We start from the raw sequence: 26117 nt of genomic DNA, 5'->3' as shown, positions 1-26117 counted from the left end.
AGACTACATTGAGGGCCCCACTTAACCACCTCCGGTTCACGTAAAATTCCGCCTCTCTACATATATATGAAACGGTATTCATTTTATCTTACCATAAATAATCTGAAAATTCCTGTATCATCATGCTGTTTTTGACATGACTGACTAAATTGAGGGAAATCCTCCTCTGTTTCTTCTTATTGGCAGGAAATATGAACAATTAACTTGTGTTTCAGACTAGAATTATATTAAACTATTTTCATAAACTATAACGTGACGGTTAGGAGGAGATGTTCAGATGGGGCTGAGAAAAAGTATCGTATTGGTGAACTAGCACAGATTGCACAGGTGACGAAACGAACTGTAGATTATTATACAAATCTAGGTTTGCTTGCGCCTGTTAGATCTTGCTCAAATTATCGTTATTACGATGAATATGCTTTAAAACGATTACAATTAATCGTTCTTTGCAAACAGCAGAGATTGGCTCTTTCTGACATCAAATCCAGATTAGATGAACAATTCCCTTCTCAAAAGGAAGATCATGATGAACTTGTCCATTTAACCTCTGATATCGATCGGATGAATGAGCATATGGACCGCATTTTGGCACGTTGTAAGCAGCTTCAGCCAGAACAACGTGAAAAACTAAAAGAGCAGCTTACTCCTGAAAAAATGACGGCTGTCCAATCATTTTTACTGCTGTTAAGTTAAAATTTTTACTAAACAGGAGGTGTTACCTTCGTTCTCAAAGTCAGAACGAAGGCCTTAATTGGACATAGTTAATTTACTCATAGTTGCTTTACTTATAGCTTTAACCGCGTTTTTCGTTGCATCAGAGTTTGCGATCATTCGCTTAAGAAGCTCAAGAATTGATCAGTTAATCGCAGAAGGTAATAAAACAGCAGTTGCTGTCAAGCATGTAACGACTCACCTTGATGAGTACCTATCAGCCTGTCAGCTTGGTATTACCATTACCGCCCTTGGTATTGGTTGGTTAGGGGAAGAAACAATTGCGCATATGCTTGCGCCGCTCTTTGCAGAGTTGTCCATTCCTCAATCAGCTAGTTCTATTGTCACTTTTATTATTGCGTTTAGTATCATGACGTTTTTACACGTTGTCGTTGGAGAACTTGCACCGAAAACACTCGCCATTCAAAAGGCTGAGCAAGTATCCCTTCTTTTTGCTAGACCACTGATGATCTTTTACAAAGTGATGTTCCCGTTCATTTGGGTATTAAATGGATCTGCTCGTTTGTTAACGAAAGCGTTCGGTCTTCAGCAAGTATCTGAGCATGACATGGCGCACTCTGAGGAAGAATTGCGGATTATTTTATCAGAGAGCTATAAGAGCGGCGAGATTAACCAGTCTGAATTCAAATATGTAAATAAAATTTTCGAATTTGATGACCGTCTGGCGAAAGAAATTATGATTCCTCGTACCGAAGTTGTCAGCTTCCCTCATGATATTACCATTGAGGAAATGCTGAAGGTAACAAAGGTAGAGAAATATACACGTTATCCAATTGAAGATGGCGACAAAGACAACATTATCGGTGTTCTTAACATTAAAGAGGTTCTCACTGCCTGCATTAGCGGTGAGTGCTCTACAAGCGATACGATCGAAAAGTTTGTAAATCCGATTATTCATGTGATTGAAACGGTTCCTGTTCATGATTTACTGCTCAAGATGCAGCGTGAACGTGTACACATGGCCATTTTATCAGATGAATATGGCGGTACAGCAGGTCTTGTGACCGTTGAAGACATCCTTGAAGAAATCGTTGGTGAAATTCGTGATGAGTTCGACATTGATGAAATCAACGAAGTGCGTAAACTTGGAGAAGACCATTACATCTTTGATGGCAAGGTTCTTGTTGATCAAGTCAACCTGCTATTAGGTACACAGCTTGATAATGAAGAGGTCGACACAATCGGCGGCTGGTTCCTTACTCAGAAATATGAAGTAGAGAAAAATGACGCCATTCGTGAACAAGGCTATGAATTTATTATTAATGAAGTCGATGGACACCATGTGGCATACATCGAAGTAAAAAAGTTAAATGAACAATTATTAGAAGCAGCTGAAGAAGGCGCTTCGTAACAAAAAACGCCCACTTGCTTAAGCAAGTGGGCGTTTCACATTGTGGACAAAGGGCTAAAATGATTTTTATTTTAGCCCTTTGTCTTCTTTTTCAGCGTGATAGAAAACCTTTGAAGTCTAGGAAGGACGAGTACCAGAGCGGAGCGAATTGAGCATTCGTGAGCACCGGCACGCAGGACTGACACCGAAAGCGAGGGTTTGTCTACACGCTGAAACGACCCTTGCCTAAGCAAGCGGTCGTTTTTCTTATGCCTTTTCCATTAATTGAGCTTCTAGCTCTTTGATTCTTGTGTTTAATACTTCTGTCATGGCACCTAATCTTTCTTTTGGCGGCAGATGGTCAAATTCAGACAGCTCAATCGGTTCACCGATGATTAAGCGCATTTTCCCTTTTTTGAAAAGACTTTTCGCATTTGAAGGTCCTTTGTATGCGGCTGGAACAATTGGCGCTTTACCGAGCTGCGCAATGGTAACCGCCCCTCTTTTTAGAGGAACATCCTCTGTTGTACGTGTTCCGCTTGGAAAAATCCCAACGATCTTTCCCTCTTTTAATAATTTAATGGGCGTTTTAATACTACTTGGCCCAGGATTCTCTCGATCAACAGGAAAGGCATGAATCTTTTTTAAAAATCCACCGATCCATTTATTTGCAAACAATTCTTTTTTCGCCATGTAATGGATCTCAAACGGAAGAATTCCTGCGCCTAATGCAAGAACATCCACAAAACCCTCATGTGTACAAGCAATGACAAAACCCCGATCAGTTGGCAGATTCTCTTTTTGATATACTTTGATTCCACCTCGGAGACCAAATAATAGTTTGACGGTATAGCCTGAAAATTTATACATAGTGCACTTCCTTTGTTTGAAGAATGAAGGATTTGTCTCTATTATAACAAATTTTTTATTACCTGGTACTAAAAATTTGTACACAGTCCAATCCTCCCTATTTTTTTCGTTTAAAAATGAACGTTCTGCCTGTATTCAAGCACAAGGTTTTAGGGGAGAATAGAATAGGAATTGTGTCCAATTTTGTCGTTTTTCGATGTTTTTTCCTGATTTGTTCTATTGAAAATACTTTATAAATGATGCAAATTTCGCTATGATAAGGAGAAATGATTTTGATTCGGCGAAAGAAATGAGTAATGTACGGTAATGAGAAGTTTCGTGCAACTTTATGCCTTTCTTATGCGTGTATAACATAGAGGGGAGAAAAATCAGTGACGATCGATGAAATTTATCAAATGTATATGAACGATGTTTACAGGTTTCTGCTCTCCATGACAAAAGACAAACATTTGGCAGAAGACTTATTGCAGGAAACCTTTATGCGTGCGTATATACATATTCATTCCTACGACCATAGCAAAGTGAAACCTTGGTTATTTCAGGTGGCACGAAATGCTTTTATTGATTATGTCAGGAAACATAAAAAAGAAGTGACCATATCGGATGACCTCATTGGCGGTCTTTTACAAACGTCTGTACAAAGCCCTGCTGAACAGGTTGAAATAAAGGAAGTCCTCACCATGTATTTAGAGCAGCTTCCAGATAACTACAAGGAAGCGTTGACATTGTATTATTTAAAAGAACTAAATTACAAGGAAGCATCCAAGGTCATGAATATTACTGAAGCAAATTTCAAAAGTGTTTTATTTCGTGCAAGGCAGCGCCTAAAAGCACTTTACAACAGAGGTGTTAATGATGAATGAAGAGTTTAACAAGCGATGGGAACAATATAATAATGGTGAGATGAATGAGGAAGAAATGATAGCGTTTGAGGAAGAGCTTGAAGAAAACGAAAAACGCTTAAGCCAGGAACTGAACGACTCGGATTGGACAGATTTTTCCATCAGTCCTGAGAAGCAAAAAGCCATTCTACAATACGGAAAAAGAAAGTCATATTTACGTATTTCCGTACTTGCTGTCATATCAACACTCATTATTTTACCGCTTTGTACATTAGGAAGTTATTTATACTACGGCGTTGGCGGAGCCGAGAGCAAAGGCAATCACTTCATGGAAACAGCGGCTGTCACCGTCGCTTTGACCAAACCAAACGTGGCCATTGATATGAAGGATTTAAAAGGTCAGGTCAAGCTTTTTGGAATGAACACCGAATTGAAGCTGCAAAAGCAAATTGGCAATAAAACAGAAGCCATTGGCAGTGAACAAATCGAGATGTTTTTCGATAAATTAAAGCAGCCTACTATCTCTTATTATGGTGACAGCGCACGCGAAACGGAGGGTTTCTTTACCCATCCTTCGGCGCAGGCAGATGCCTCAAAAAAACAAACACTCACTACGTTAGACAAGCTTCCTGAAGGAACAGTAAGTGAAGTGTATGTATCCTATGACAGAGCTTACACACCAAAGGATATTTATTCCTTTGCTAAAAAATATGATATGAAAGTGCTGTGGAATGCGATTAAAACAGAGGATTCATTAAGTGGAAATCAGCGGCCAATCGGCTTTCCTGGGAAGGACTCTGAATTTTTAAAAGAGCTTCAGCACACATCAAAAACTGAGGTAGATCAATTCAAAGATGCCCTTGCTTATGTTAATCAGCACCCGACATGGGCAACAACGATCTCTGGCAGACCTGATCTTGATCTGTCTAATCGTATACGCTATATCGATCAAAATGGCGTCACCGTTTATGGCTCTGTGGTCACTGGACCTTCTAAAGAAATTGAGAAATTTGTAAAGACAAAACGCATTAAAACGGCAAAAGTGAGCGAGGTGGAATTATGGAATTGGTAAGAATTTTTAAAGAGCATAATGTATTTGGCTGGATTTCTGTCGGCACAGCGATATTATCCCTGCTCATGCTAAACCTCGCCATTATCAGCAACGTGACATTTTATTCTTTTCAAATGCTTCCTTTTGCAATGGCCGCAGTTCCATTTGGCATTATTGAACTGTTCATTAAAAAAGGCCGTACGGGTCCAGGTTTCCTCGGTGTCGTACTGAATATCTTTGTCATTGTTTGTGTCTATGCCATCGTATCAATCGATGTCGATCTTCAATTAGGTTTTTAATCAGCACTCAAAAGCAAAAGCCCATGTTACTTGACTAATGCCAAGCAGCATGGGCTTTTTTCATTTACTTTTTATTCAATTCTGAATGCTTTCTTGAATATAAGAAATACACAACCAGCCCAATGGCAAGCCAGATTAAGAAACGAACAAAGGTGATTGCACCAAGCTTATAAATGAGCAATCCGCAAGATAGAATAGCCAAGATCGGAATAAGCGGAACTGCTGGGCATCTGAAAGCTCGTGGTAAGTCCGGCTGCGTTTTTCTCATCACAATGACCGCCACTGAAATCAAAATAAATGCTGAAAGTGTCCCGATATTCACTAGGCTTGCCAGCTCATCAAGTGGAATAAATCCACCCATTAATGCTGACAATGTACCGAAGAACAGTGTATTGATGTAAGGTGTTTTATGCTTTGGGTGAACTTTTGATAATACCTTTGGCACTAAGCCATCACGAGACATAGCAAACATCACGCGTGTCTGGCCGTACAGCATGACAAGCATTACGGTTGTCATCCCTAGAATCGCTCCGACATCCACAATACCAGCCACCCAGTTTTGTCCGGCTACTTGTAAAACGAGAGACACTGGATGTGATACTCCTTCAAAATTCATGAAAGGAACGATGCCCGTCATAATCGCACTGACAACGACATAAAGCAGTGTACAAATCAATAAGGAAGTAATAATCCCTCTAGGCAGGTTGCGTGATGGATTTTTTGTCTCCTCTGCCGCAGAAGCAACTGCATCAAACCCGATAAATGCAAAGAATACGAGGGCTGCTGCACTTAAAACCCCTGATGTCCCAAATGGAACAAATGGTGTCCAGTTTTCAGGTTTTACATATTTCACAGCGACTAAAATAAAGAGCAGAATCACAGCAATTTTCATAATAACCATGATGTTATTGACTCGTTTTGATTCTTTAATACCAAAGTACAGCAGGAAGGTGATGACCATTAAAATAATAAATGCTGGAAGATTAAAATATGTCACTTGCCCTTTTAAACCACCTGGTGCTGCTGTTAACTCAACTGGTATATGAATCCCTATCCCATTTAAAAAAGACACAAAATAGCCTGACCAGCCCGCTGAAACGGCACTAGCGGCCAGCATATATTCTAATATTAAATCCCATCCAATGATGAATGCTAGAAATTCCCCCATTGATGCGTACGTAAATGTATACACAGACCCTGATACAGGCACTGTGGAAGCAAATTCCGCATATGACAGTGCTGCAAACAAACAAGCAAGACCTGCGATGACAAATGATAGCACAAGTCCTGGCCCCGCAGTGACGGCTCCTGTACCTGTTAGAACAAATATCCCTGTCCCGATAATGGCTCCAATGCCCAGCATGGTTAAATCAAATGAACCCAATTCCTTTTTTAATGCTTTTTCCCCTTGTGTTGCCGCAATGAGCTCTGAAATGCTCTTTTTTCTAAACAATGAATTGCTCATACCATCACTCCCAAAACTTAGTATCAGTCTAAAGACGCCACATTCATATAATTCACAATATTTTCTGAATATTTAGATTAAATTTAGCGCAATAAATTGGTGGCGTAAAATTATTATATATGAAAATTAAAAAATGAAAACACTTTTTTTAAAAATAGAGTGAAAATTCTTATATATCAACGAAAATATTGTCAATAAAACGGTTAGATTTTCTTCAATCCTTATTCAATTGATAGTTTGTCTCCCGCTATTTATTATACAACATGGAAGATTATATTTTTTTCATATACTTATTATTCAACAAAAATAAGACCCTTTTTTTAAAAGCGGGTCCACAATTATGTTATTTTAAAGCCTTTAGACTGATAGTGATCTATGAGAAAAAGACCAGTTCTGCGGCATAAATGATATATGAAAAAAGAGACTGCTTCATAGCAGTCTCTTAAAATGAATTAGTTTACAAATGTTTTCGCTCCAAGATAAATAGGCTTCCAATAGCTTGATGTCATATCACTGATCGTTACACCGTCAGAAGCAGCATGGATAAACTTATTGTTCCCAAGGTAGACACCCATGTGAGATGGACCCGATTTATACGTTGTAAAGAAGACAAAATCTCCAGCCTTTGGTTTGGATACACTTTTCATCGATCCCCAGAAACCTTCAGTTGTTTGTCTTGAAATCTTTTTTTGTTTGTTAATGATATACCACATAAATCCGCTGCAATCAAAGCCCTTCGGTGTCGTTCCACCCCATCTATATGGAGTACCGTTTTGCGCTTTAGCATCTGCTATAAGCTTAGACGTGTTTAAGGAAGAAGTAGAGACTGTTTTTTCTTTCACAGGTTTCGTCTTTACTTTAGACGTCTTTTTCACCTTTAGCTTTTGCCCGATTTTAATGAGGTCTGTTTTAAGTTTATTTAACGATTTCAACTCTTTCACAGTCATCCCGTATTTTTTGCCAATCTTAGATAATGTATCACCTTTGACAACTTTATGAGTGGCAGTTGCTGAAGCCGTTTTTACTTTTGTTGTTGTTTTTGATGTCTTCACTGCTTTTTTCGAAGAAGTGCCATTCACTTTTAAGGTTTGTCCAACATAAATCACGTTAGATTTCAGCTTATTGTCTGATTTAATTTTGCTCACGCTTGTTTTGTATCTTTTCGCTAGAACAGAAAGAGAGTCACCTTTTTGAACTTTTACTGATTGTGCTGAGGCAGCTCCGGCAAATAATGTCGTCCCAAGTAGAACTGCACTTGCAGCTGTGATCAATTGTTTTTTCATTTGTTCCTCCTGTATGTATCTATCTGATCCGAATTTTTATCTACTCCCTATTATAAGGATCAAATACCAGAAGAAATAGTCTTGACTTCCTACGACATTATGCTTATTAATTCGGCAAAATTTATTTTTTTTTAGGGTTCTTTTTATTTCATTTTTATTACACAATCATGACAAAATAATCGCATCTTGTCATGGATAAATGATACATTCATTTCTCTTTTTGGTTCATTCTATGTAAAGTGGACCTTTACAATTTTAAAGTGAACTTTACGGTGCTGTAAAAAGGAATCCACACTTCTGCTCTACCATTGTAAACGTAAGAGCGATACATAAACAATGAGGAGGCAAAATGAATGAGTGTGTTGAAAAGCTCGAAAACGAAAATCGCTGCAGTGGCAGTAGCATCTGTGCTATCGATTGGCATTTTTTCAGGGATTGAATTTGGACAAGCTGACAAAGCTGAGGCTAAAAAGAAGCCGAAAAATGACGTGCAAAATGTGATCGTGCTGATTGGAGATGGCATGGGAACACCTTATCTTTCAACTTACCGCTCATTTAAACACAACGGTGACCTTTCAAAGCAAACAGCGTTTGACCCTTACCTCACTGGCATGCACAAAACATACCCTGACGACTCTAAAAATAACATTACCGATTCAGCAGCAGCTGGTACAGCCATGGCAACTGGTAAAAAGACATACAACAATGCCATTGGTGTAAACAAAAACGGCAAAAAACTAAAAACCGTTTTAGAAGAAGCCAAACGAAAAGGAAAATCGACGGGTCTTGTCGTGACATCTGAATTAACAAATGCTACGCCTGCTGCGTATGCCGCTCACGATGTGTCTAGGAAAAACACTGCAGCCATCGCTGATGACTTCTTCGATGAGAAAATCGGAAAACAGCATACAGTCGATGTCATGCTGGGCGGAGGACTTGTCGACTTTGTCCGAAAGGATCGTGATCTGACGAAGGAATTCAGACAAGCCGGTTATGATTATGTCACCAATAAAGCCGCCTTACAAAAAAACAAAAATGAAAAAGTGTTAGGCATTTTTGCCGATGGAGGTCTCGATAAAGCCATTGATCGTGATCAAACGACCCCTTCCCTGCAAGACATGACATCCTCAGCCATCAAACAGCTGTCTAAAAACAAAAAAGGATTTTTCCTTATGGTCGAAGGCAGTCAAATTGACTGGGCTGGACATGATCATGATATTGTCAGTGCGATGAGTGAAATGAAGGATTTTGAAAAAGCATTTGAAGAAGCGATTCGTTTTGCGAAAAAGGATAAAAACACGTTAGTCATCACGACCGCGGATCATTCAACTGGCGGACTTTCCTTCGGAGCAGACGGTTCAGGGAGCTGGGATTACAAACCGGTAAAAGCAGCGAAAAAAACGCCTGACTTTATCGCAAACAAAATTGTCAGCGGCATGCCTGTCGAGTCAGCCCTGAAACAATATATCAATCTTGATTTCACAAAAGAAGAAATAGCATCTATTCAAAAGGCCGCTGAAACAAAGGATACTGTTAAAATTGATGATGCGATTGAAGAAGTGATCAATACAAGATCCCATACAGGCTGGACAACATCTGGCCATACCGGTGATGAAGTTCCATTCTTTGCGTATGGCCCAACAAGCCAGCAGCTAAAAGGTCTAATGGAAAATACCGATCAAGCAAAACACATTTTCAAACTGCTGAAAAACCAATAAAATGGACAAAAAAGATGTCTGCTAAGAGACATCTTTTTTGGTCTTTTTCATGCAAGATATTTCCTATGAACCCCTTTTCCATCATAAGAAAACATCACTTCTTTTCCTTCAAGAACGGACTCGATATGCACACTTCTTCCCCACAGCTGATATAAATACGGAAGGACTTTTTCTAAGTATTTCAGATCAAGTTCAATGCCTTCATACCAATGCTTGATATAAAGTTCGTTATTTTTTAAATAGTCGCCATCGATCACGGTCAAATACGGAAAGCCGCCATTCACTCTCATACTGACTAACTGATCACGAACCGCCTTCCATTCTTTATCAATGACTTTATAGTCTCTCCCCTGCTTTTGAAACAAGTACAAATCTTCTCTCATCACAAGGTCTTTCGTTAAGTAGTTTCGAATAAAGGAAATATCTGACTCAATTTCTCTGACTTCAAACATTTTACTGCGGCCAGATCCTTCTGTGACCCCTGCTTTTTTTAATTCTTCACACGGGTTGTTATAGCGCTCTTCGATATCTTCAAAAATCTTCAGCCCTAAATAGTAAGGATTGATGCCTGTTTTAGATGGCTGCACCACACCTGCATTTAATTTCGCAAACTCTATCGATTCACTTGAATCCAAATCAAGCTCCCGCATAATTCGCTGGTGCCAATACGATGCCCAGCCTTCATTCATAATCTTTGTTTCCAGCTGCGGCCAAAAATAGAGCATTTCTTCTCTCAGCATGGTAAGGACATCCCGCTGCCACGGCTCCAGCTCGCGGGAATGCGCCTCAATAAAGAGTAAAAGATCCTTTTCCGGCTTTGGCGGAAACTGCTTTACGGTTTTCTTTTTCTCACGCGTTTTCGGCTCATCCATTCCCCACAAATCATCATATGGCGTTTGACGTTTTGGTTTATCATCTTCACTTTCTTCATCGTCCATATTCCAGCTTAATTTTGATCGAACAAGGGACGGATCAATATGCTCTTGGATAGCCAATACGGCATCTAAAAAGGACTCGACTTCTTTTGTCCCGTGGATATGCTCATATTCTTTGATCCGCTCTGCCGCTGCTGACATGCTTTCGACCATATCTCGTTTTGTGTTTTGGAAACGGCAATTATTTTTGAAGAAATCACAGTGTGCCAATACATGAGCCACAATTAATTTATTTTGAACAAGCGTATTGTTATCAAGTAGAAAGGCGTAGCAAGGATTTGAATTGATGACAAGTTCATAAATTTTACTTAACCCTAGATCATAATGAAGCTTCATTTTATGAAATTGCTTCCCAAAGCTCCAGTGGCTGAATCGTGTTGGCATTCCATATGCACCGAACGTATAAATAATTTCCGCGGGACAGATTTCATATCTCATCGGATAAAAATCTAGACCAAATCCTTCTGCAATTTCTGTAATTTCATCAATCGCTCTTTGTAAAAGACGTTTTTCAGATACGCTCAAGGAAACCATCCCTCCTCATCGGACTTATCCCTACTATATGAGCGTATGTAAAAAAACATGATGTTCCTCCAACCGTTTAGACGACTTCCATTTCTTTCGTGGATTGCCCGCCAAATGCTTCGAAATGAATATGGTCTGTTGGAATTCCCAGCTCTTTTAAAATATGAATGATCTCCTGTGTAAACACCGGGGAACCGCATAGATAAAATTGGCCTTTCCCTTCTCCGATCACCGATTGAAGAAATGGACGATCAATGCGGGAAACCGCTTTCTCAACAAGCTCACCCTTTCCAGACTGCGCAAATTGTTCATTACATAGAATGATGCGCCCATAGGAAGCTGAAGCTAGAACGCGTTCAAACTCATTTTCAAAAGCGTTTACATCCTCTAATCGATCTGCATGAATCATCGTGAATGTCTGGCTGTTTTGTGCGGCAGTTTTCACTAAACCAATCATTGGTGTAACACCAGACCCAGCACTGATGAAATAAACAGGCTCTTTTATGTCATCTTGCAAACAGAACATTCCCTGCGGCATACTCACTTGAAGAACGTCCCCTTCTTCCATTTCATCATGCAAAAATGTAGACACATGACCGTCACGCTTCACTGTAATACGGTAATAAGATGGATGATGCTCGTCTGATAAGCTGTATTGTCTGCTGCACATATAGGCTTCTCCTGGCATATCTGCCTGAACCGTAATGTATTGACCTGCTTTATACATTGGCAGCTCTGATTCATCTTCTGGTACTAAATAAAAAGAGATAAGGGATGGAGATTCTTGCTTCTTTTTCTTAATCACAAACGGCTTCACATCTGCCCATCCGCCTGTCTGTTTCACATTTTCATCCATCATTTCTGCTTCTATGGTCATGAAAATATTCGCAATGATGTCATATGCAGCTTTCCAAGCTAATAAAGTGGCATCTTCTTCTCTTAAGCCAAACACCTCTTTCATCGCTTCAATCAGGTGATATCCGACAATTGGGTATTGTTCTTTTTTGACCATGACACTGACATGCTTATGGGCAATTTGTTTGACCGCAGAAAGTAATTCCTCTAACCGATCAATGTGCAGTGCAGCTTGATATAGTGTCGCAGCAAGTGCCTCTGGCTGACTTCCGTTCATCAGATTTGTTTTATTAAATTGATTGAGCAGCTCCGGGTGCTGGCGAATCATATTTTGATAAAAAACAGTGACAAGTTTGGTTCCCTCGGCTTTTAGTAGAGGAGCTGATTGCTTTATTGCATTCATTTGATCTTTAGATAACATCGTCATTCCTTCTTTCAAAAGAAGTATTTTAAATACATCTTTATCGTAATAGATGACAGTCTCTAAAAGCAATATTTATAATACATGTTTTAAATGTTGTCACATTTTACACTTTCTCGAACAGTTTTTGTCTAAAATGTGTTACGATGATACAAAACTCTATTAGGTTTAGAGGTCGTCAAAATGAAACTTACGAATTACACAGATTTCTCATTAAGGGTACTCATTTATTTAGCTTCGAGAGAAAATAATGAACTGTCAAATATTCAGCAGATCGCCGATGTTTATGGCATTTCTAAAAATCATCTGACGAAGGTGATTTATCATCTTGGAAAACGCGGGTATGTGGAAACGATTCGCGGAAGAAATGGCGGGATCAGGCTTGGAAAAAGCCCAGAAAGCATTAATATTGGAGAGGTTGTCCGTTATACAGAGGATGATTTAGTCATGGTTGAATGCTTTGATCCAAAGAAAAACAGCTGCATCATCTCCCCAATTTGTTCATTAAAGCATGTACTTCATGAAGCACTCACTGCTTATTTAAGCGTTCTAGACCGATACACACTAAACGATTTAACACAAAACAAAGATGCTCTTAGAGAGCTCCTGCTTTAAGGCGAAAGAATTTATTCTTTCGTCTTTTTCTTTACCTTCTTGTAATAATAATTTATTTAAAATTATTATAAATAAATATTGACTATCATGTTTGATTCAATATAATTAGGGTATATAGATTGCTAGAAAACACTTTTTTGTTTACAGGAGGAGAAAAGAATGACAAATTCAAATCATAAAAATTTGACAACGAACCAAGGCGTGCCTGTTGGCGATAACCAAAACTCAAGAACAGCTGGTCACCGCGGACCTACCTTTCTTGATGATTACCATTTGATTGAAAAACTTGCACACTTTGACCGTGAACGTATTCCAGAGCGCGTCGTTCATGCAAGAGGCGCCGGCGCTTACGGTGTGTTTGAAGTAGAAAACAGCATGGAGAAACATACAAAAGCAGCCTTCTTAAGTGAAGAAGGAAAACAAACAGACGTTTTTGTTCGCTTCTCTACCGTTATTCATCCGAAAGGTTCACCTGAAACATTGCGTGACCCGCGCGGCTTTGCTGTCAAATTTTATACAGAAGAAGGAAACTATGATCTCGTTGGTAACAACTTGCCGATCTTCTTTATTCGTGATGCATTGAAATTCCCTGATATGGTTCACTCTCTCAAGCCAGATCCTGTAACCAATATTCAAGATCCTGACCGTTATTGGGATTTTATGACCTTAACGCCTGAATCCACTCATATGCTCACATGGCTTTTCTCTGACGAAGGAATCCCTGCAAGCTACGCTGAAATGCGCGGTTCTGGTGTGCATACATTTAGATGGGTGAACAAATACGGCGAAGCAAAATATGTGAAATATCACTGGAGACCTTCTGAAGGTATTCGCAACTTATCTATGGAAGAAGCAGCGGAAATTCAAGCAAACGATTTCCAGCATGCGACAAGAGATTTATATGACCGCATTGAAAAAGGCAACTTCCCAGCATGGGACTTATATGTTCAGCTTATGCCGCTTAGCGATTATGATGACCTTGATTATGATCCATGTGACCCAACAAAAACGTGGAGCGAGGAAGATTACCCGCTTCAAAAAGTAGGACGCATGACACTCAACCGCAATCCTGAGAACTTCTTTGCTGAAACAGAACAGTCTGCTTTCACGCCAAGTGCATTTGTTCCAGGAATTGAGGCATCTGAAGATAAACTACTTCAAGGCCGTCTGTTCTCATATCCTGATACTCAGCGCCACCGTCTTGGTGCGAACTACATGCGCATTCCGGTTAACTGCCCTTATGCACCTGTACACAATAACCAGCAGGATGGCTTTATGACAACGACTCGTCCAAGCGGTCATATTAACTATGAACCAAACCGTTATGCCGATCAGCCAAAAGAAAACCCTCACTACAAAGAAAGTGAGCCAGTTCTTCACGGTGACCGTATGGTGAGACAAAAAATTGAAAAACCGAACGATTTGAAACAAGCTGGAGAAAAATATCGAAGCTACTCTGAAGAAGAGAAACAAGCATTGATTAAAAACCTAACAGCTGATTTGAAAGATGTGAATGACCAAACAAAATTACTTGCAATCTGCAACTTCTATCGTGCCGATGAAGATTACGGCCAGCGATTAGCAGATTCACTTGGTGTGGATATTCGCGCTTATCTTCAAGGTAGCATGAAGTAATTCCATTTCGAAATAAATTGTTGGACAAAGGGCTAAAATGATCTTAATTTTGGCCCTTTGTCTTTTTTTGAGCGTGCTAGTAAAGGCAGTTATTGAGGGTTTGTCAGAACACCTCAAGCACCTTTTACAAAAAAAGGTGCTTCTTTATAGTCGAAACACGTTAATACTAATCAAATGACCGGTCACCGGATGAAAATAAATTTCTGCATGTGCGGCAAAGCGAGTTGAGCCTTCCTTAACAGTTACGCGAAACACATCTTTTGTCTGCTCATCATTTACTTCTGTCCGGCCAATGTAATGATAATCGTTTAAAGCGGCACCTTTATATTCATCTTGCAACGCTGTGTACGCGAGTCTTTCCCAATTTTCAAACGGCTGCACCGCTGCTTTTGATGCAGGATGAATCATCAAACTGCCAAGCAAAACGATTCCTGCTGCAATAAGCATCCACCATTTCGACTGCATGATATCATTGATCTCACTTTCATATATGTTTTGTTTAGCTTTAGCTGGCTGATCCTTTTTCATACATGAAGCAATTATTCAGCCTATAATTCCCGGTACGCAATTCATGCGGACACCAACTTTTCCCCTGAAAAAGTCGATATGTTCCGAGCAAACTAATGAGGACTTCTCAAGGGAAAGGAGAAGGTTTAATGAATGTGGCGGATTATGATAAAGCACTTTATTATACGCATCGCTCGCAATGGGATAATTTACTTATTCTTATGGTACGTACGCAAGATGATTTGCTCTCGAAACGTATTGAGCATTTCTTACATGCGTATCAATTTAACCGGAACGATGCAGATGTTGAAAAATGTTTATATGGGCTCCTGCAGTACATTGACCACGCTTCAGAGGCTGCTGCTGCTGAAGTTTATTCACAACCGATGTACACATAAAGAAAAAGGGCTAAAATGAATTTTTTTAGCCCTTCCCTTTTCCATACAATTAGCAGTGCTCAGTGCTGGGAACATAAAGTGGCTGATATGAAATAGACGGAAGCGTTAGAGATAATGTATGGATCACAAGCTTATTAAAGCTCTAATTTGTCATCACTTACTAATTCATATGCCTCCACTTGATCCCCTCAGATTTTACATTCACCTTTGATTGACCAGCTCATCACCTCCTTTAGAATAAAAAAAGACTTGATGAGCATACTCTCATCAAGTCTTTTATTTGTTTTTCTATTAGAAATTAGGCTGTTCATACTTCTCTTTTTACGCAAAAGGGCACGTCAAATAACCAACTCTTTATTCAATTCACTGAATTGAATGTGCGCTTAAAAGTTTTAGTCTGTCATAGCAGCTCTTTTGGCTGATTTTTTTGATAATCCACTGCATACAGAGCCGCTTGGGTTCGATCTGCCAGCTCTAATTTTGATAATACATGGGATACGTGCGTTTTGACAGTCTTTTCAGAAATAAACAGCGATGAGGCAATTTCTTTGTTGCTTTTGCCCTTTGCAATCTCAAATAAAACATCTCGCTCTCTATTGGTAAGCTCTTTCATCAATGCCCATTTCTGTTCTTTTGGCTCTGTCAGATGCTGCACAAGAAAAGTCGTGATATGACCATCTAACTGATAGGTGCCATTTTGTACTTCAATCATGGTCGAAAGCAGCTTTTCTGGTGCTACATCTTTTAATTGATAGGCTTTCGCCCCTGCTTGAATGGCGGGAATCACATAATCTTTGTCCGCATAGCTTGTCAGGATCACAATGCGGGTGTCCGGCATTTCCAGCGTCATTTGTTTCGTTGCCTCAATGCCATTCATGACAGGCATAGACAAATCCATTAAGACAATGTCAGGCTGAGTATCTCTGACAACCTCTAATGCCTCTTGCCCATTGGACGCCTCACCAACGATGTCCACATCAGGCTGTGTCTGTAAGAAAAACACCAGGCCCTTTCTCACAATATGATGATCATCTGCAATGACAACTCTCATGACGATCCCTTCCTTTCTTGTGAAAATGGCACTTTTACATGAATCGTTGTTCCTTTTCCTAACTCTGAATGGATACAAAATGTACCACCTGCTCTTTGGATGCGGTCAGACATCCCTTTCAGCCCAAGTGAAGGAAGGCTCATCTGCTCGTCATATTGAAAACCTTTTCCGTGGTCAATGATTTTCATCTCCAACGTGTCTTTTGATTGCTCAAGCTTGACCTCGACTTCTTCTACTTCCGCATGTTTTTGACAGTTATTCAGTGCTTCTTGACATACCCGAAACAAAGTTTCATTGTGTGAATGATCCATTTCTATACAGCCTAATAAAGATAAGTTGCAGCGTAATCCTAAAAGCTGTGCATACTCTTCAATTGCTGTCGTAAACCCCTTTTCAAGGCCTCTTGGTCTCAGCTGCCAAATGAGTGACCGCATTTCAATCAGAGCGTCTTGTGACAAATGCTGAATAAAATCAATCATTTCTCCTAAATTCTGATCGCTTGTCATTTGCCGTGCAGCCTTTGCCGTCAGACTCACAGAGAACAGCATTTGGTTGACAGAATCATGCAAGTCCTGTGCGAGCCGGTTTCTTTCTTCCAAAAGTGCGTGCTGCTGTTCATTTTGCACAAGCTTCATCCGCTGAATGGCAGTGCCAATTTGAAGTGCAATGCTTTCAAGCAAATTCAGCTCTTCTTGCGTAAACGTAACTTTTCCTTTTGCTGCCACATTTAATAAGCCGAACGTACGCTTACACGCTTGTAGCGGTACGGTCGCATGATGAGTAATTCCTTCTGTATCCCCAAGCTTTTCTTCAATCGCCGTTTCAATCCGTTTGCAATTAATAATATTGGTGGCTGATTGCAGTGTGCCTTTTGTGTAACGGTTGATGCAATAACAATCATTTTGACACATGAGCTGCTTTTGATGCTTTGCGAGTGCTTCAGGTAAGGAAACCTCTGCCATCAGTTCATATGACCCGTCTTTTTCTATAAAATAAATCCATGCTGAATGAAAGCCTGTGACATCCATCAGCATGTGGAGTACTTCATGGAGCGTTTCTTTCATTTCCATGCCTTCATTTAGCTTTTCAGCAATTTCTTTTAACGTTTTTAATGTTTCAACCTTCTCTTGGTATTCTCCCATAATGTTTACCCCCGGCATTTGCAGCCTTCACTTCTCATTACGCTCATTATACCATGAGCCCTCTCGTCGCTCTTTCTCCAAAAGAATGATTTCTTCTCATCCTTTTGGCTGAGAAAAAGCCATCATGTATTCATACACGATGGCCTTGTCTTTCGTTATTTCGCTGTTTCTTCCACAATATCATAAACGACTTTCATCACTTCTTCTGACAAATGCTTTAACTTTTCTTCACTATCTGTTAAAGACGTGCCTTTGACTGCAATATAAAATTTCACTTTAGGCTCAGTGCCGGAAGGTCTTAAGCAGAACCACGAACCATCCTCAAGGAAGTATTTCAGCACATTTGATGCTGGCAGGTGAATGGTTTCCTCTTTCTTTTCAGCCACAAGTTGTCTTTGACTTGATTGATAATCCTCAATCACTGTGATGCGCTGCCCTGCGATGGCAGCTGGCGGGTTTGTTCTAAAGGTATGAAGGATCGCTGAAATCTGCTCTGCTCCTTCTTTTCCTTTTAAGGTTAACGACTTTAATCCTTCCCGGTAAAATCCAAACTGCTTGAAAATATCAACAAGCGCTTCGTACAAGGACTTGCCCTGCTTTTTATAGAAAGCAGCGACTTCAACGGCTAAAAGTGCCGCTTGCACCGCATCTTTATCTCGGGCAAAGTCACCGATCAAATAGCCATAGCTCTCTTCATAACCGAATTGAAACGTGTATTCTCCGCTCTTTTCAAACTGCTTAATTTTTTCTCCAATAAATTTAAAGCCTGTGAGTGTGTCTATCGTGTCGGCACCAAAAGCTGATGCTACAGCGCGCCCAAGCTCACTTGTAACAATGGTTTTCATCACAACGGGACGAGGCGGCAGCTGACCCAGCTTTTGTTTTTCAGATAATAAATAATGGAGCAGCAGAGCGCCTGTTTGGTTGCCTGTTAAGACGGTAAATTCTCCTTCGTGATCTCTGACCGCAATGCCTAACCTGTCAGCATCTGGGTCTGTGGCAATAAGGATATCTGCATTTTGTTTTTCACCAAGCTTGATGGCGTACTCAAATGCTGCATGCTCCTCTGGATTCGGCGAGGTCACTGTTGAGAATTGTGGATCTGGTTTTTCCTGCTCAGGCACAACAGTGACATGCTGATATCCAAGAGCCTGCAGCCCGTTTCTGACAGGGTGATTGGCTGTCCCATGAAGCGGAGTAAACACGACTTTGACATCGACCTCATGTGCCAGCTCAGGGTGCACACTAATGGTTTTTAATTTTTCAATATAAGCATGGTCGATTTCTTCTCCGATTATTTTGATCAGCCCTTGCTGTTTCAACGTTTCTTCAGAGTCAACTGAAATCGACAGTTCATTTTCAATTGCATCTACTTCTTGAATGACTTGATCTGCTTCAAATGGAGGCAGCTGCCCGCCATCTTCACCATACACTTTATAGCCATTATATTCTGGTGGATTATGACTTGCTGTCACGACGATTCCAGCAAATGCATGCAGCTCACGAACCGCAAAGGAGAGCTCTGGTGTCGGACGCAATTCATCAAATACGTACGTTTGAATGCCTTGTGAAGCAAGTGTTTTAGCTGCTTCCATCGCAAATTCAGGCGATTTATGGCGTGAATCATATGCAATGGCGACGCCTCTATTTTTTGCATCCTCTCCATGTTTCGCAATATACGCAGCAAGACCTGCTGATGCTTTACGAACAGTGTACACATTCATTCGGTTCGTGCCTGCACCAATCTCACCGCGCATTCCTCCAGTGCCGAACTCAAGGTTTTTGTAGAAACAGTCTTCAAGTGCCTGGTGGTCATCTTGATGCGTCTCCAGCCATTCCTTTAGTTCAGTATCCAGGTGCTTCTCATTGATCCATCGCTCATAATTCGTCTTCCAACTCATGGTCGTCCTCCTATTTATTGCCATCATTATAAATAATATCTACTTATATTTTATATCGAATCATCCTTAATGTCATGCTATATCCAAAATTACGATGGACAATTAAAAAAGCCGATGCATGATCGGCTTTTCTTTTTATTCAGCATCAAGCGGTACGACTGCTTCATGGAATAGTTGATCTAATTCTGTTTGATGTTTCTGTTTTGCTGCTTCATCCCAGCCAAAACGCTCTGCCATGTAGTCAACAACAGGCTGTGCGTATTTTTTTGCCCAATTGATATTAAATAATAGGCTTCCTGTTCTTCTTAAGAAGAAATCGACAGGTGTTACAGCTAGTTCTTCTTCGATCGCATAGACAAGCTCTGCCAGCACATATGCTGGAATGTTTCGTTTGTCTGCTTCCCCTTGAAGCTGCTCTACTCGTTTGTAGACACTGCTGACGTTTGAACCATATTTTTCAGCTAGTTTTTGTGCAATCGGTTCTGTTAAACCAACAGATGCGCCTTCTGCTGTTTTCGCTTGAACAAAGGCTGCCATGTTTTTAGATCCGCCTACATGGCCGCCTGAGATTGGCATATGCTTTGTTTTACATGGTCCGTAATCTTTGCCCGTTTCCTGTTTCAATCCATCACGTACTAGATCGACAATATGCTCAGCCATTTTACGGTAGCCTGTTAATTTACCGCCAGCAATGGTGATTAAGCCTGAAGATGATGTCCACACTTCATCTTTACGAGAAATTTCTGAAGGATCTTTGCCCTCTTCATGAATGAGCGGACGAAGACCGGCCCAGTTGGATTCTACATCTTTTTCTGTAATATTGAGGTCAGGGAACATGTACTGAATCGCTTGGATGACATAGTCACGATCGGCTTTTGTCATACGCGGGTGCTCCAGCTGTTTTTTGTACACTGTATCTGTTGTTCCAACGTACGTTTTGCCTTCTCTTGGAATGGCAAAGACCATACGTTTATCAGGCGTGTCAAAGTAAATCGCTTGTTTTAATGGGAAGACCGATTGGTCAAATACTAAGTGAATTCCTTTTGTATGCTGTAAGTGTTTTCCTTCTTTTGAGTGGTCCTTGTCTCTCAGCTGATCTACCCATGGACCTGTCGCGTTGACGATCTTCTTCGCATACACATCGTATGTTTTCTGCGTCATGACATCTTCAATGACAACACCAACCACTTTGCCTTTATCATAAATAAATTCTTTTACTTTCGCATAGTTGACCGCTTCCGCTCCGAATTTCACAGCCTCTTTCATGACTTCAATTGTGAGGCGTGCATCATCTGTACGGTATTCAACATAGTAGCCGCCGCCTTTTAAGCCGTCCTTTTTGACAAGCGGTTCTTTTTCAAGTGTTTCTTTCGCACTTAGCATGCTTCTGCGTTCGCTATGCTTTACGCCAGCTAAAAAGTCATACACTCTCAGTCCAATAGAGGTTGAAAACTTACCAAATGTCCCGCCTTTATGCATCGGAAGAAGCATCCATTCTGGCGTTGTCACATGAGGACCATTTTCGTATACAATGGCACGCTCTTTACCGACCTCTGCGACCATTTTTACTTCAAATTGTTTTAAATAACGAAGTCCGCCGTGCACTAGTTTCGTTGAGCGGCTGGAAGTACCTGCTGCGAAATCCTGCATTTCTGCAAGACCGACACGCATTCCGCGTGAAGCCGCGTCAAGTGCTGTACCAGCGCCTGTTATACCCCCACCAATGATAAACACATCATATGGTTTTTTTGTCATTTCCTGAAGCATTTGTTCTCTTTCTAAGCTAGAAAAAGTCATCTCTTGTTCCTCCCATGTTGTACGGTAAAGAAAAAGAGACCGCAAACACCCAAAGCGTATTTCTACACTTCGGTGCCTGCGGTCTCTCCAGTTCTCCAACCGTTCTATTAACTTACTTGAAGTATACCATACTTTTGGTTTATTTGAAAGCTTGAGCTGCTTTTACAGCCTTTTTCCACCCGCTGTATAACGAGTCACGGCTGTCCTCTTCCATTTTAGGGTCAAAGCGCTTGTCAAGGTTCCATTGTTTTGCAATGTCTGAACGGTCGTTCCAGAAGCCAACTGCTATTCCCGCAAGATAGGCCGCACCGAGTGCCGTCGTTTCATTAATTTCTGGACGCTCTACTGGTACATCCAGCAAATCACTTTGGAAGCCCATTAAGAAATCATTCTTTACAGCTCCGCCATCCACACGCAAAGTTTTTAATGAGATGTTTGAATCCTTTTCCATCGCATCTAAAACATCCTTCGTTTGATAAGCAAGTGATTCTAACGTTGCACGGACAAAGTGCTCTTTAGAAGTACCGCGTGTTAATCCGAATACAGCGCCTCTGACATCACTGTCCCAGTATGGTGTGCCTAGACCAACAAATGCTGGAACGACATATACGCCATCTGTTGACTCAACGCGCTCCGCATAGGCTTCGCTGTCTTTTGAGTCTTTAAACATTCTCAGTCCGTCGCGCAGCCACTGAATCGCTGAACCAGCTACGAAAATACTTCCTTCTAAAGCATATTCAACTTTACCGTCAATGCCCCATGCAATTGTCGTTAATAAACCATGATCCGACTTAATTGCTTTTTCCCCTGTATTCATCAACATGAAACATCCTGTGCCATACGTGTTCTTCGCCATTCCTTCTTCAAAGCAAGCCTGACCGAATAGTGCAGACTGCTGGTCTCCCGCCGCTCCTGCAATCGGGATATTTCTGCCGAAGAAGTGATAGTCTGTTGTTTCACCATAGATGTGTGAAGATGGTTTCACCTCTGGAAGCATAGAAGCAGGTACGCCAAGGATCTCAAGTAATTCTTCATCCCATTTCAGATCGTAAATGTTGAACATTAACGTTCTTGACGCGTTGGAGTAATCTGTGACGTGTGATTGACCGCCTGTCATCTTCCAGATGAGCCATGTATCAATTGTGCCAAACAGCAAGTCGCCATTTTCTGCTTTCTCACGAGCACCTTCTACATTGTCTAAAATCCATTTTACTTTTGTCCCTGAGAAATAAGCATCAATGAGAAGACCTGTTTTATTTCTAAACGTTTCATTGTGTCCTTGCGCTTTTAACTCTTCACAAATGCCAGACGTTTGTCTAGACTGCCAAACAATTGCATTATAAACGGGTGCGCCTGTATGTTTATCCCAAACAACAGCTGTCTCACGCTGGTTCGTAATTCCGATACCGGCGATTTGATCTGCTTCAATGCCTGATTCAATTAAAGCAGTTGAAATGACGGATAGAACAGAACTCCAAATTTCATTTGCATTATGTTCTACCCAGCCTGGGTTCGGAAAATATTGATTAAATTCCTTCTGAGCTGTATGTGCAATTTTGCCTTCTTGATCAAATAAGATCGCTCTTGAGCTTGTTGTCCCTTGATCTAAAGCGAGAATATATTTTTCTTTTGCCATGGTGTTTTCCTCCCCTTACATACTTTCATTTACAGCATTTGTTTGATTTTTCGTAGAGACATAGAGTCCTAACAATACCACAACTAAAATAACGCTTACAATCCAAAAGGCTGGTGTGATGTTCGCTTTAAAAGCTGCATTGTAGAAAACACCGCCAAATGCGCCGCCTAAAATTGGACCAACGACTGGCACCCAAGCATACTTCCAATTCGATGGACCTTTACCTGGAATCGGCAGAATCGCATGTGCAATTCTCGGACCTAAATCACGTGCAGGATTGATTGCATAACCAGTTGTTCCACCTAAAGAAAGACCAATTGCGACAATTAAGAATCCAACAATCAGCGGATTGATTCCGTCTGCGAATTTATTTGCACCAATCGCTAAGATTCCTAGAACCAATACAAATGTACCGATGACTTCACTAAGTACGTTTGCAAAAGTATGCGGAATCGCAGGACCAGTTGAGAATACACCCAGCTTTGCACCTGGATCGTCTGTTGCTTTCCAGTGCGGTAAGTAATGTAAAAAGACAATAATAGCTCCTATTAATGCGCCAAGCATTTGACCGGCAATATACATTGGTACATCAGCCCAAGGAAAACTTCCTTCTAGTGCAAGCCCAATTGTTAGTGCTGGATTCAAATGTGCTCCGCTGATTCCACCTGTTGCATAAGCTGCTATGGCTACTGCAAATCCCCATCCGAAAGCGATTACAATCCAGCCGGACTGATATGCGAGCGATTTCTTTAAATTGACTGCCGCACATACACCGCCTCCAAAAATAATGAGAAGCATTGTACCTACTACTTCACCCCAAAATGGTGTCATGAAAATTCCTCCTCTGGTTCAGTTGCCATCCCCTATGAATGTGTAAAAAAAGATAAAGAAAAAAGATCCACAACAAACATACTTTACATCAGGGTCATTTGTCACCTAGTAAAGCGCTGTTGTGGATCTCCGTTTCTCCATCACATGATATTAACTTAGTGCTATAGTATCAGAGGATGAAAACGTTGTCAATCAATTTTCACATTTTATCTTTTTCACTTTTGGAACGCTTTCCAAAGGGCTGTATTCGATGTTGTCACAGCTGTAGCTCCCGCTTCAAGCGCTCTTTCTACATCTTCTTTTGTACGGATAAACCCGCCTGCAAATATTGGAATTCCAGCTCGCTCGCGCACTTCTGTAATTAAATCCGGTACGACCCCTGGCAATACTTCAATAAAATCTGGGCGGTGTTTTCCTACGAACTCCATGCTTTTTTCCATCGCACTTGTATCAAGTAAAAACATTCGCTGAATGGCATATACCTTTTTTTGCTTGGCTTTTACTATGACAGAAGACCTAGTAGAAATAATTCCTGCCGGCTTCATTTCCTGACAAATAAATTCCGTTCCATACTCATCATGTTTGATCCCATGAATGAGATCGACATGGACAAACATTTTTTTATGATGGGCATTTGCCTCATTCATGATGCCCTTTAGCCGGCCTAAATGCACATCAAGTAAGACCCCATATGTAAATGGACTTTTTAAAAATTCCTCAAATTGCTTCATATTGCGAACAGCAGGTAGAATGGGTTGATCATGAAAACTCATATGCCGTCTCCTTCTAAAGTGTATTGGTTCAGTCTTCTCCTAACAGTAATAGAATCTCTTCTATTTTTCAATACACCTAGTGTATCCAATGCCGATTTCACCTAGCAGATCTTAATGTATGTGCTCTTCCCATAGAAAAAAGCAGAGAAATCTCTCTGCTATAACTGTGCCATGCTTTCTTTTAGCGTGTTGATAATAAATGAAGCGTCTTCGGCTGTTATATTTAGCGGCGGTGCAAGCTGGGCAACGTTATTATAGCCGGCAACCGTATCACCATTTTTCCCGATGATCAGTCCGCGTTTTTTACATTCTGCAATCAATTGACCGACCACCTGTGGATCAGCCGGTTTTTTAGACTGTTGATCCTGAACAAGTTCAATACCAAACAGCAGGCCTTTCCCTCTGACATCACCGACAAATGGATGCTCTTTTAACTCTTGCAAACGTTCAAGCATGTCTTGCCCAAGTGTGTCAGACCGTTCTACTAATTTCTCGGTTTCCATGATCTCTAGGTTGGCAAGGGCCACCGCACAAGAAGCAGGGTGACCGCCAAATGTATTTACATGGCGCAGCCTGTCATACGTATCTTCCCCTGCATAGGCTTCATAGATTTCTCGTTTCACGCACGTTGCAGAAAGAGGTAAATAGCCGCTTGTGATCCCTTTTGCCATTGTGATGATGTCCGGCTTTACATCTTCATGCATAAAACCAAACCGCTTCCCTGTCCGGCCAAAGCCGCAGATGACTTCATCCACAATGAGAAGCGCTCCATGAGCCTCACAGATGTCTTTGACCTTCTTCAAATACCCTTTTGGCGGCATTAAGATACCGCCGCCTGTAATAATCGGTTCCATAATGACCCCAGCAATGGTCTCACTTAGTTCCCACGTCATGGCTTGATCGATTGCCGTTGCACTTGCCAAAGTCTCTTGATCCTCAGGATGACGATACATATCAGGCGGTGCGACATGGATAAAGCCTTGACCTAATGGCTCATATTTATATTTACGCTGCGCCTGCCCCGTTGCAGCAAGAGCTGCTGCGGTATTACCGTGATACGACCGATACCTGGAGATGAACTTTGTTCTTGTGCTCTCTCCTTTTTGCGCATGATATTGTTTGGCGATCTTAAAAGCGGCTTCATTGGCTTCAGAACCGCTGTTAGAAAAGAAGATGACATAGTCCCCGCCAAGCCATTCATTTAGCTTTTCAGCCAGCTGAATCGCTGGCACATGGCTTTGCGTCAGCGGATAGTAAGGCATTGTATTTAGCTGCTCATATGCCGCTTCTGCAAGCTCTTTTCTGCCATAACCGGCATTTACACACCAAAGACCTGACATCCCGTCTAAATAGCGATTCCCATGAATATCAGTCACCCATGCGCCTTCTGCCTTGTGAATGACCATGCTTTCATTTTCCTTGTTTGTCCCTTTCATATGATGCCAGATCAACTGATCATCTTTCGCCTGAAGATTTTGAGCCTGCTCATGTATTTTCATCTTCCC

At 41.0% G+C, this 26117-nt stretch carries 23 protein-coding genes; 9 read left to right on the top strand and 14 right to left on the bottom strand.

What is annotated here, in order from left to right; translation table 11 throughout:
- The first annotated feature begins 252 nt into the window (after positions 1–252).
- Together MHH61_RS13725 and MHH61_RS13720 are read left to right on the top strand one after the other, a co-directional pair.
- Positions 253–693, top strand: a complete 441-nt coding sequence (locus MHH61_RS13725) for a MerR family transcriptional regulator (protein WP_034667702.1) — start codon at positions 253–255, stop codon at positions 691–693.
- Positions 694–751: 58 nt separating this feature from the next.
- Positions 752–2083 (top strand): hemolysin family protein, encoded by a 1332-nt coding sequence (locus MHH61_RS13720; protein ID WP_087975657.1) that lies wholly within the window; start codon positions 752–754, stop codon positions 2081–2083.
- Between the two features lie 246 nt (positions 2084–2329).
- Here the strand turns inward: MHH61_RS13720 and MHH61_RS13715 are convergent, their stop codons facing one another.
- The gene (locus MHH61_RS13715) at positions 2330–2932 is read right to left on the bottom strand and encodes a 1-acyl-sn-glycerol-3-phosphate acyltransferase (protein WP_024425286.1); all 603 of its coding nucleotides are present in this window, start codon (positions 2930–2932) and stop codon (positions 2330–2332) included.
- 371 nt (positions 2933–3303) lie between these two features.
- Here MHH61_RS13715 and MHH61_RS13710 point away from each other — a divergent pair, with 371 nt between their 5' ends.
- From MHH61_RS13710 to MHH61_RS13700, 3 genes are read left to right on the top strand one after another with little or no spacing between them, the layout of a single operon-like run.
- Positions 3304–3795, top strand: coding sequence for a sigma-70 family RNA polymerase sigma factor (locus MHH61_RS13710; RefSeq protein WP_024425287.1), 492 nt, complete (start codon positions 3304–3306; stop codon positions 3793–3795).
- The gene (locus MHH61_RS13705) at positions 3788–4846 is read left to right on the top strand and encodes an anti-sigma factor (protein ID WP_024426591.1); all 1059 of its coding nucleotides are present in this window, start codon (positions 3788–3790) and stop codon (positions 4844–4846) included. Before MHH61_RS13710 ends, MHH61_RS13705 begins: the two co-directional genes overlap by 8 nt.
- Positions 4834–5124, top strand: coding sequence for a hypothetical protein (locus tag MHH61_RS13700; protein ID WP_024425288.1), 291 nt, complete (start codon positions 4834–4836; stop codon positions 5122–5124). The genes MHH61_RS13705 and MHH61_RS13700 overlap by 13 nt, the downstream gene beginning before the upstream one ends.
- Positions 5125–5188: 64 nt before the next feature.
- Here MHH61_RS13700 and MHH61_RS13695 read toward each other — a convergent pair whose 3' ends face one another.
- Both MHH61_RS13695 and MHH61_RS13690 read right to left on the bottom strand, forming a co-directional pair.
- A complete protein-coding gene (locus MHH61_RS13695) occupies positions 5189–6589 on the bottom strand; it encodes an amino acid permease (RefSeq protein WP_024425289.1) in 1401 nt (466 codons plus the stop codon).
- Positions 6590–7041: 452 nt separating this feature from the next.
- Entirely contained in the window at positions 7042–7872 is an 831-nt protein-coding gene (locus tag MHH61_RS13690; RefSeq protein WP_024426592.1) for a C40 family peptidase, read from the bottom strand.
- Between the two features lie 353 nt (positions 7873–8225).
- Between MHH61_RS13690 and MHH61_RS13685 the strand changes: the two genes are divergently transcribed.
- Positions 8226–9590 carry an alkaline phosphatase gene (locus MHH61_RS13685; protein WP_125587331.1) on the top strand — a complete coding sequence of 455 codons (1365 nt, stop codon included), beginning with the start codon at positions 8226–8228 and terminating at the stop codon, positions 9588–9590.
- Positions 9591–9637: 47 nt separating this feature from the next.
- Here the strand turns inward: MHH61_RS13685 and MHH61_RS13680 are convergent, their stop codons facing one another.
- Complete coding sequence (locus MHH61_RS13680; RefSeq protein ID WP_024425292.1) at positions 9638–11050, bottom strand: SpoVR family protein; 1413 nt, start codon at positions 11048–11050, stop codon at positions 9638–9640.
- A gap of 76 nt (positions 11051–11126) precedes the next feature.
- Entirely contained in the window at positions 11127–12326 is a 1200-nt protein-coding gene (locus MHH61_RS13675; protein WP_125587332.1) for a globin domain-containing protein, read from the bottom strand.
- 183 nt (positions 12327–12509) lie between these two features.
- Here MHH61_RS13675 and MHH61_RS13670 point away from each other — a divergent pair, with 183 nt between their 5' ends.
- Positions 12510–12941 carry an Rrf2 family transcriptional regulator gene (locus tag MHH61_RS13670; protein WP_024425294.1) on the top strand — a complete coding sequence of 144 codons (432 nt, stop codon included), beginning with the start codon at positions 12510–12512 and terminating at the stop codon, positions 12939–12941.
- A gap of 159 nt (positions 12942–13100) precedes the next feature.
- On the top strand, positions 13101–14576 hold the full coding sequence (locus MHH61_RS13665; RefSeq protein WP_125587333.1) for a catalase: 1476 nt from the start codon (positions 13101–13103) through the stop codon (positions 14574–14576).
- Between the two features lie 144 nt (positions 14577–14720).
- Here the strand turns inward: MHH61_RS13665 and MHH61_RS13660 are convergent, their stop codons facing one another.
- Entirely contained in the window at positions 14721–14984 is a 264-nt protein-coding gene (locus tag MHH61_RS13660; protein WP_224929232.1) for a YqzG/YhdC family protein, read from the bottom strand.
- Positions 14985–15232: 248 nt separating this feature from the next.
- Here MHH61_RS13660 and MHH61_RS13655 point away from each other — a divergent pair, with 248 nt between their 5' ends.
- Positions 15233–15481 (top strand): YhdB family protein, encoded by a 249-nt coding sequence (locus tag MHH61_RS13655; protein ID WP_024425297.1) that lies wholly within the window; start codon positions 15233–15235, stop codon positions 15479–15481.
- Positions 15482–15881: 400 nt separating this feature from the next.
- Here the strand turns inward: MHH61_RS13655 and MHH61_RS13650 are convergent, their stop codons facing one another.
- The 8 genes from MHH61_RS13650 to MHH61_RS13615 all read right to left on the bottom strand — a co-directional run bounded on the left by MHH61_RS13650 (position 15882) and on the right by MHH61_RS13615 (position 26111).
- On the bottom strand, positions 15882–16532 hold the full coding sequence (locus tag MHH61_RS13650) for a response regulator transcription factor (protein WP_039177456.1): 651 nt from the start codon (positions 16530–16532) through the stop codon (positions 15882–15884).
- The gene (locus MHH61_RS13645) at positions 16529–17674 is read right to left on the bottom strand and encodes a GAF domain-containing sensor histidine kinase (RefSeq protein ID WP_125587334.1); all 1146 of its coding nucleotides are present in this window, start codon (positions 17672–17674) and stop codon (positions 16529–16531) included. The genes MHH61_RS13650 and MHH61_RS13645 overlap by 4 nt, the downstream gene beginning before the upstream one ends.
- A 155-nt stretch (positions 17675–17829) precedes the next feature.
- Positions 17830–19575, bottom strand: coding sequence for a phospho-sugar mutase (locus MHH61_RS13640; RefSeq protein ID WP_125587335.1), 1746 nt, complete (start codon positions 19573–19575; stop codon positions 17830–17832).
- A 135-nt stretch (positions 19576–19710) separates the two neighbouring features.
- Entirely contained in the window at positions 19711–21372 is a 1662-nt protein-coding gene (gene glpD, locus MHH61_RS13635) for a glycerol-3-phosphate dehydrogenase (RefSeq protein WP_024426602.1), read from the bottom strand.
- A 139-nt stretch (positions 21373–21511) separates the two neighbouring features.
- A complete protein-coding gene (gene glpK, locus MHH61_RS13630; RefSeq protein WP_024425302.1) occupies positions 21512–23008 on the bottom strand; it encodes a glycerol kinase GlpK in 1497 nt (498 codons plus the stop codon).
- A gap of 15 nt (positions 23009–23023) precedes the next feature.
- Positions 23024–23839 (bottom strand): MIP/aquaporin family protein, encoded by an 816-nt coding sequence (locus MHH61_RS13625; protein ID WP_024425303.1) that lies wholly within the window; start codon positions 23837–23839, stop codon positions 23024–23026.
- Between the two features lie 215 nt (positions 23840–24054).
- Entirely contained in the window at positions 24055–24612 is a 558-nt protein-coding gene (locus tag MHH61_RS13620; RefSeq protein WP_024425304.1) for a glycerol-3-phosphate responsive antiterminator, read from the bottom strand.
- A gap of 158 nt (positions 24613–24770) precedes the next feature.
- Positions 24771–26111 carry an aspartate aminotransferase family protein gene (locus tag MHH61_RS13615; RefSeq protein WP_125587336.1) on the bottom strand — a complete coding sequence of 447 codons (1341 nt, stop codon included), beginning with the start codon at positions 26109–26111 and terminating at the stop codon, positions 24771–24773.
- Positions 26112–26117 lie beyond the last annotated feature (6 nt).

The organism is Bacillus sp. FSL K6-3154 (assembly GCF_040869395.1).
Taxonomy (GTDB): domain Bacteria; phylum Bacillota; class Bacilli; order Bacillales; family Bacillaceae; genus Bacillus; species Bacillus safensis.
Note: the sequence above shows the minus strand (reverse complement) of the source record. Positions and strands in the feature narration are given on the sequence as shown.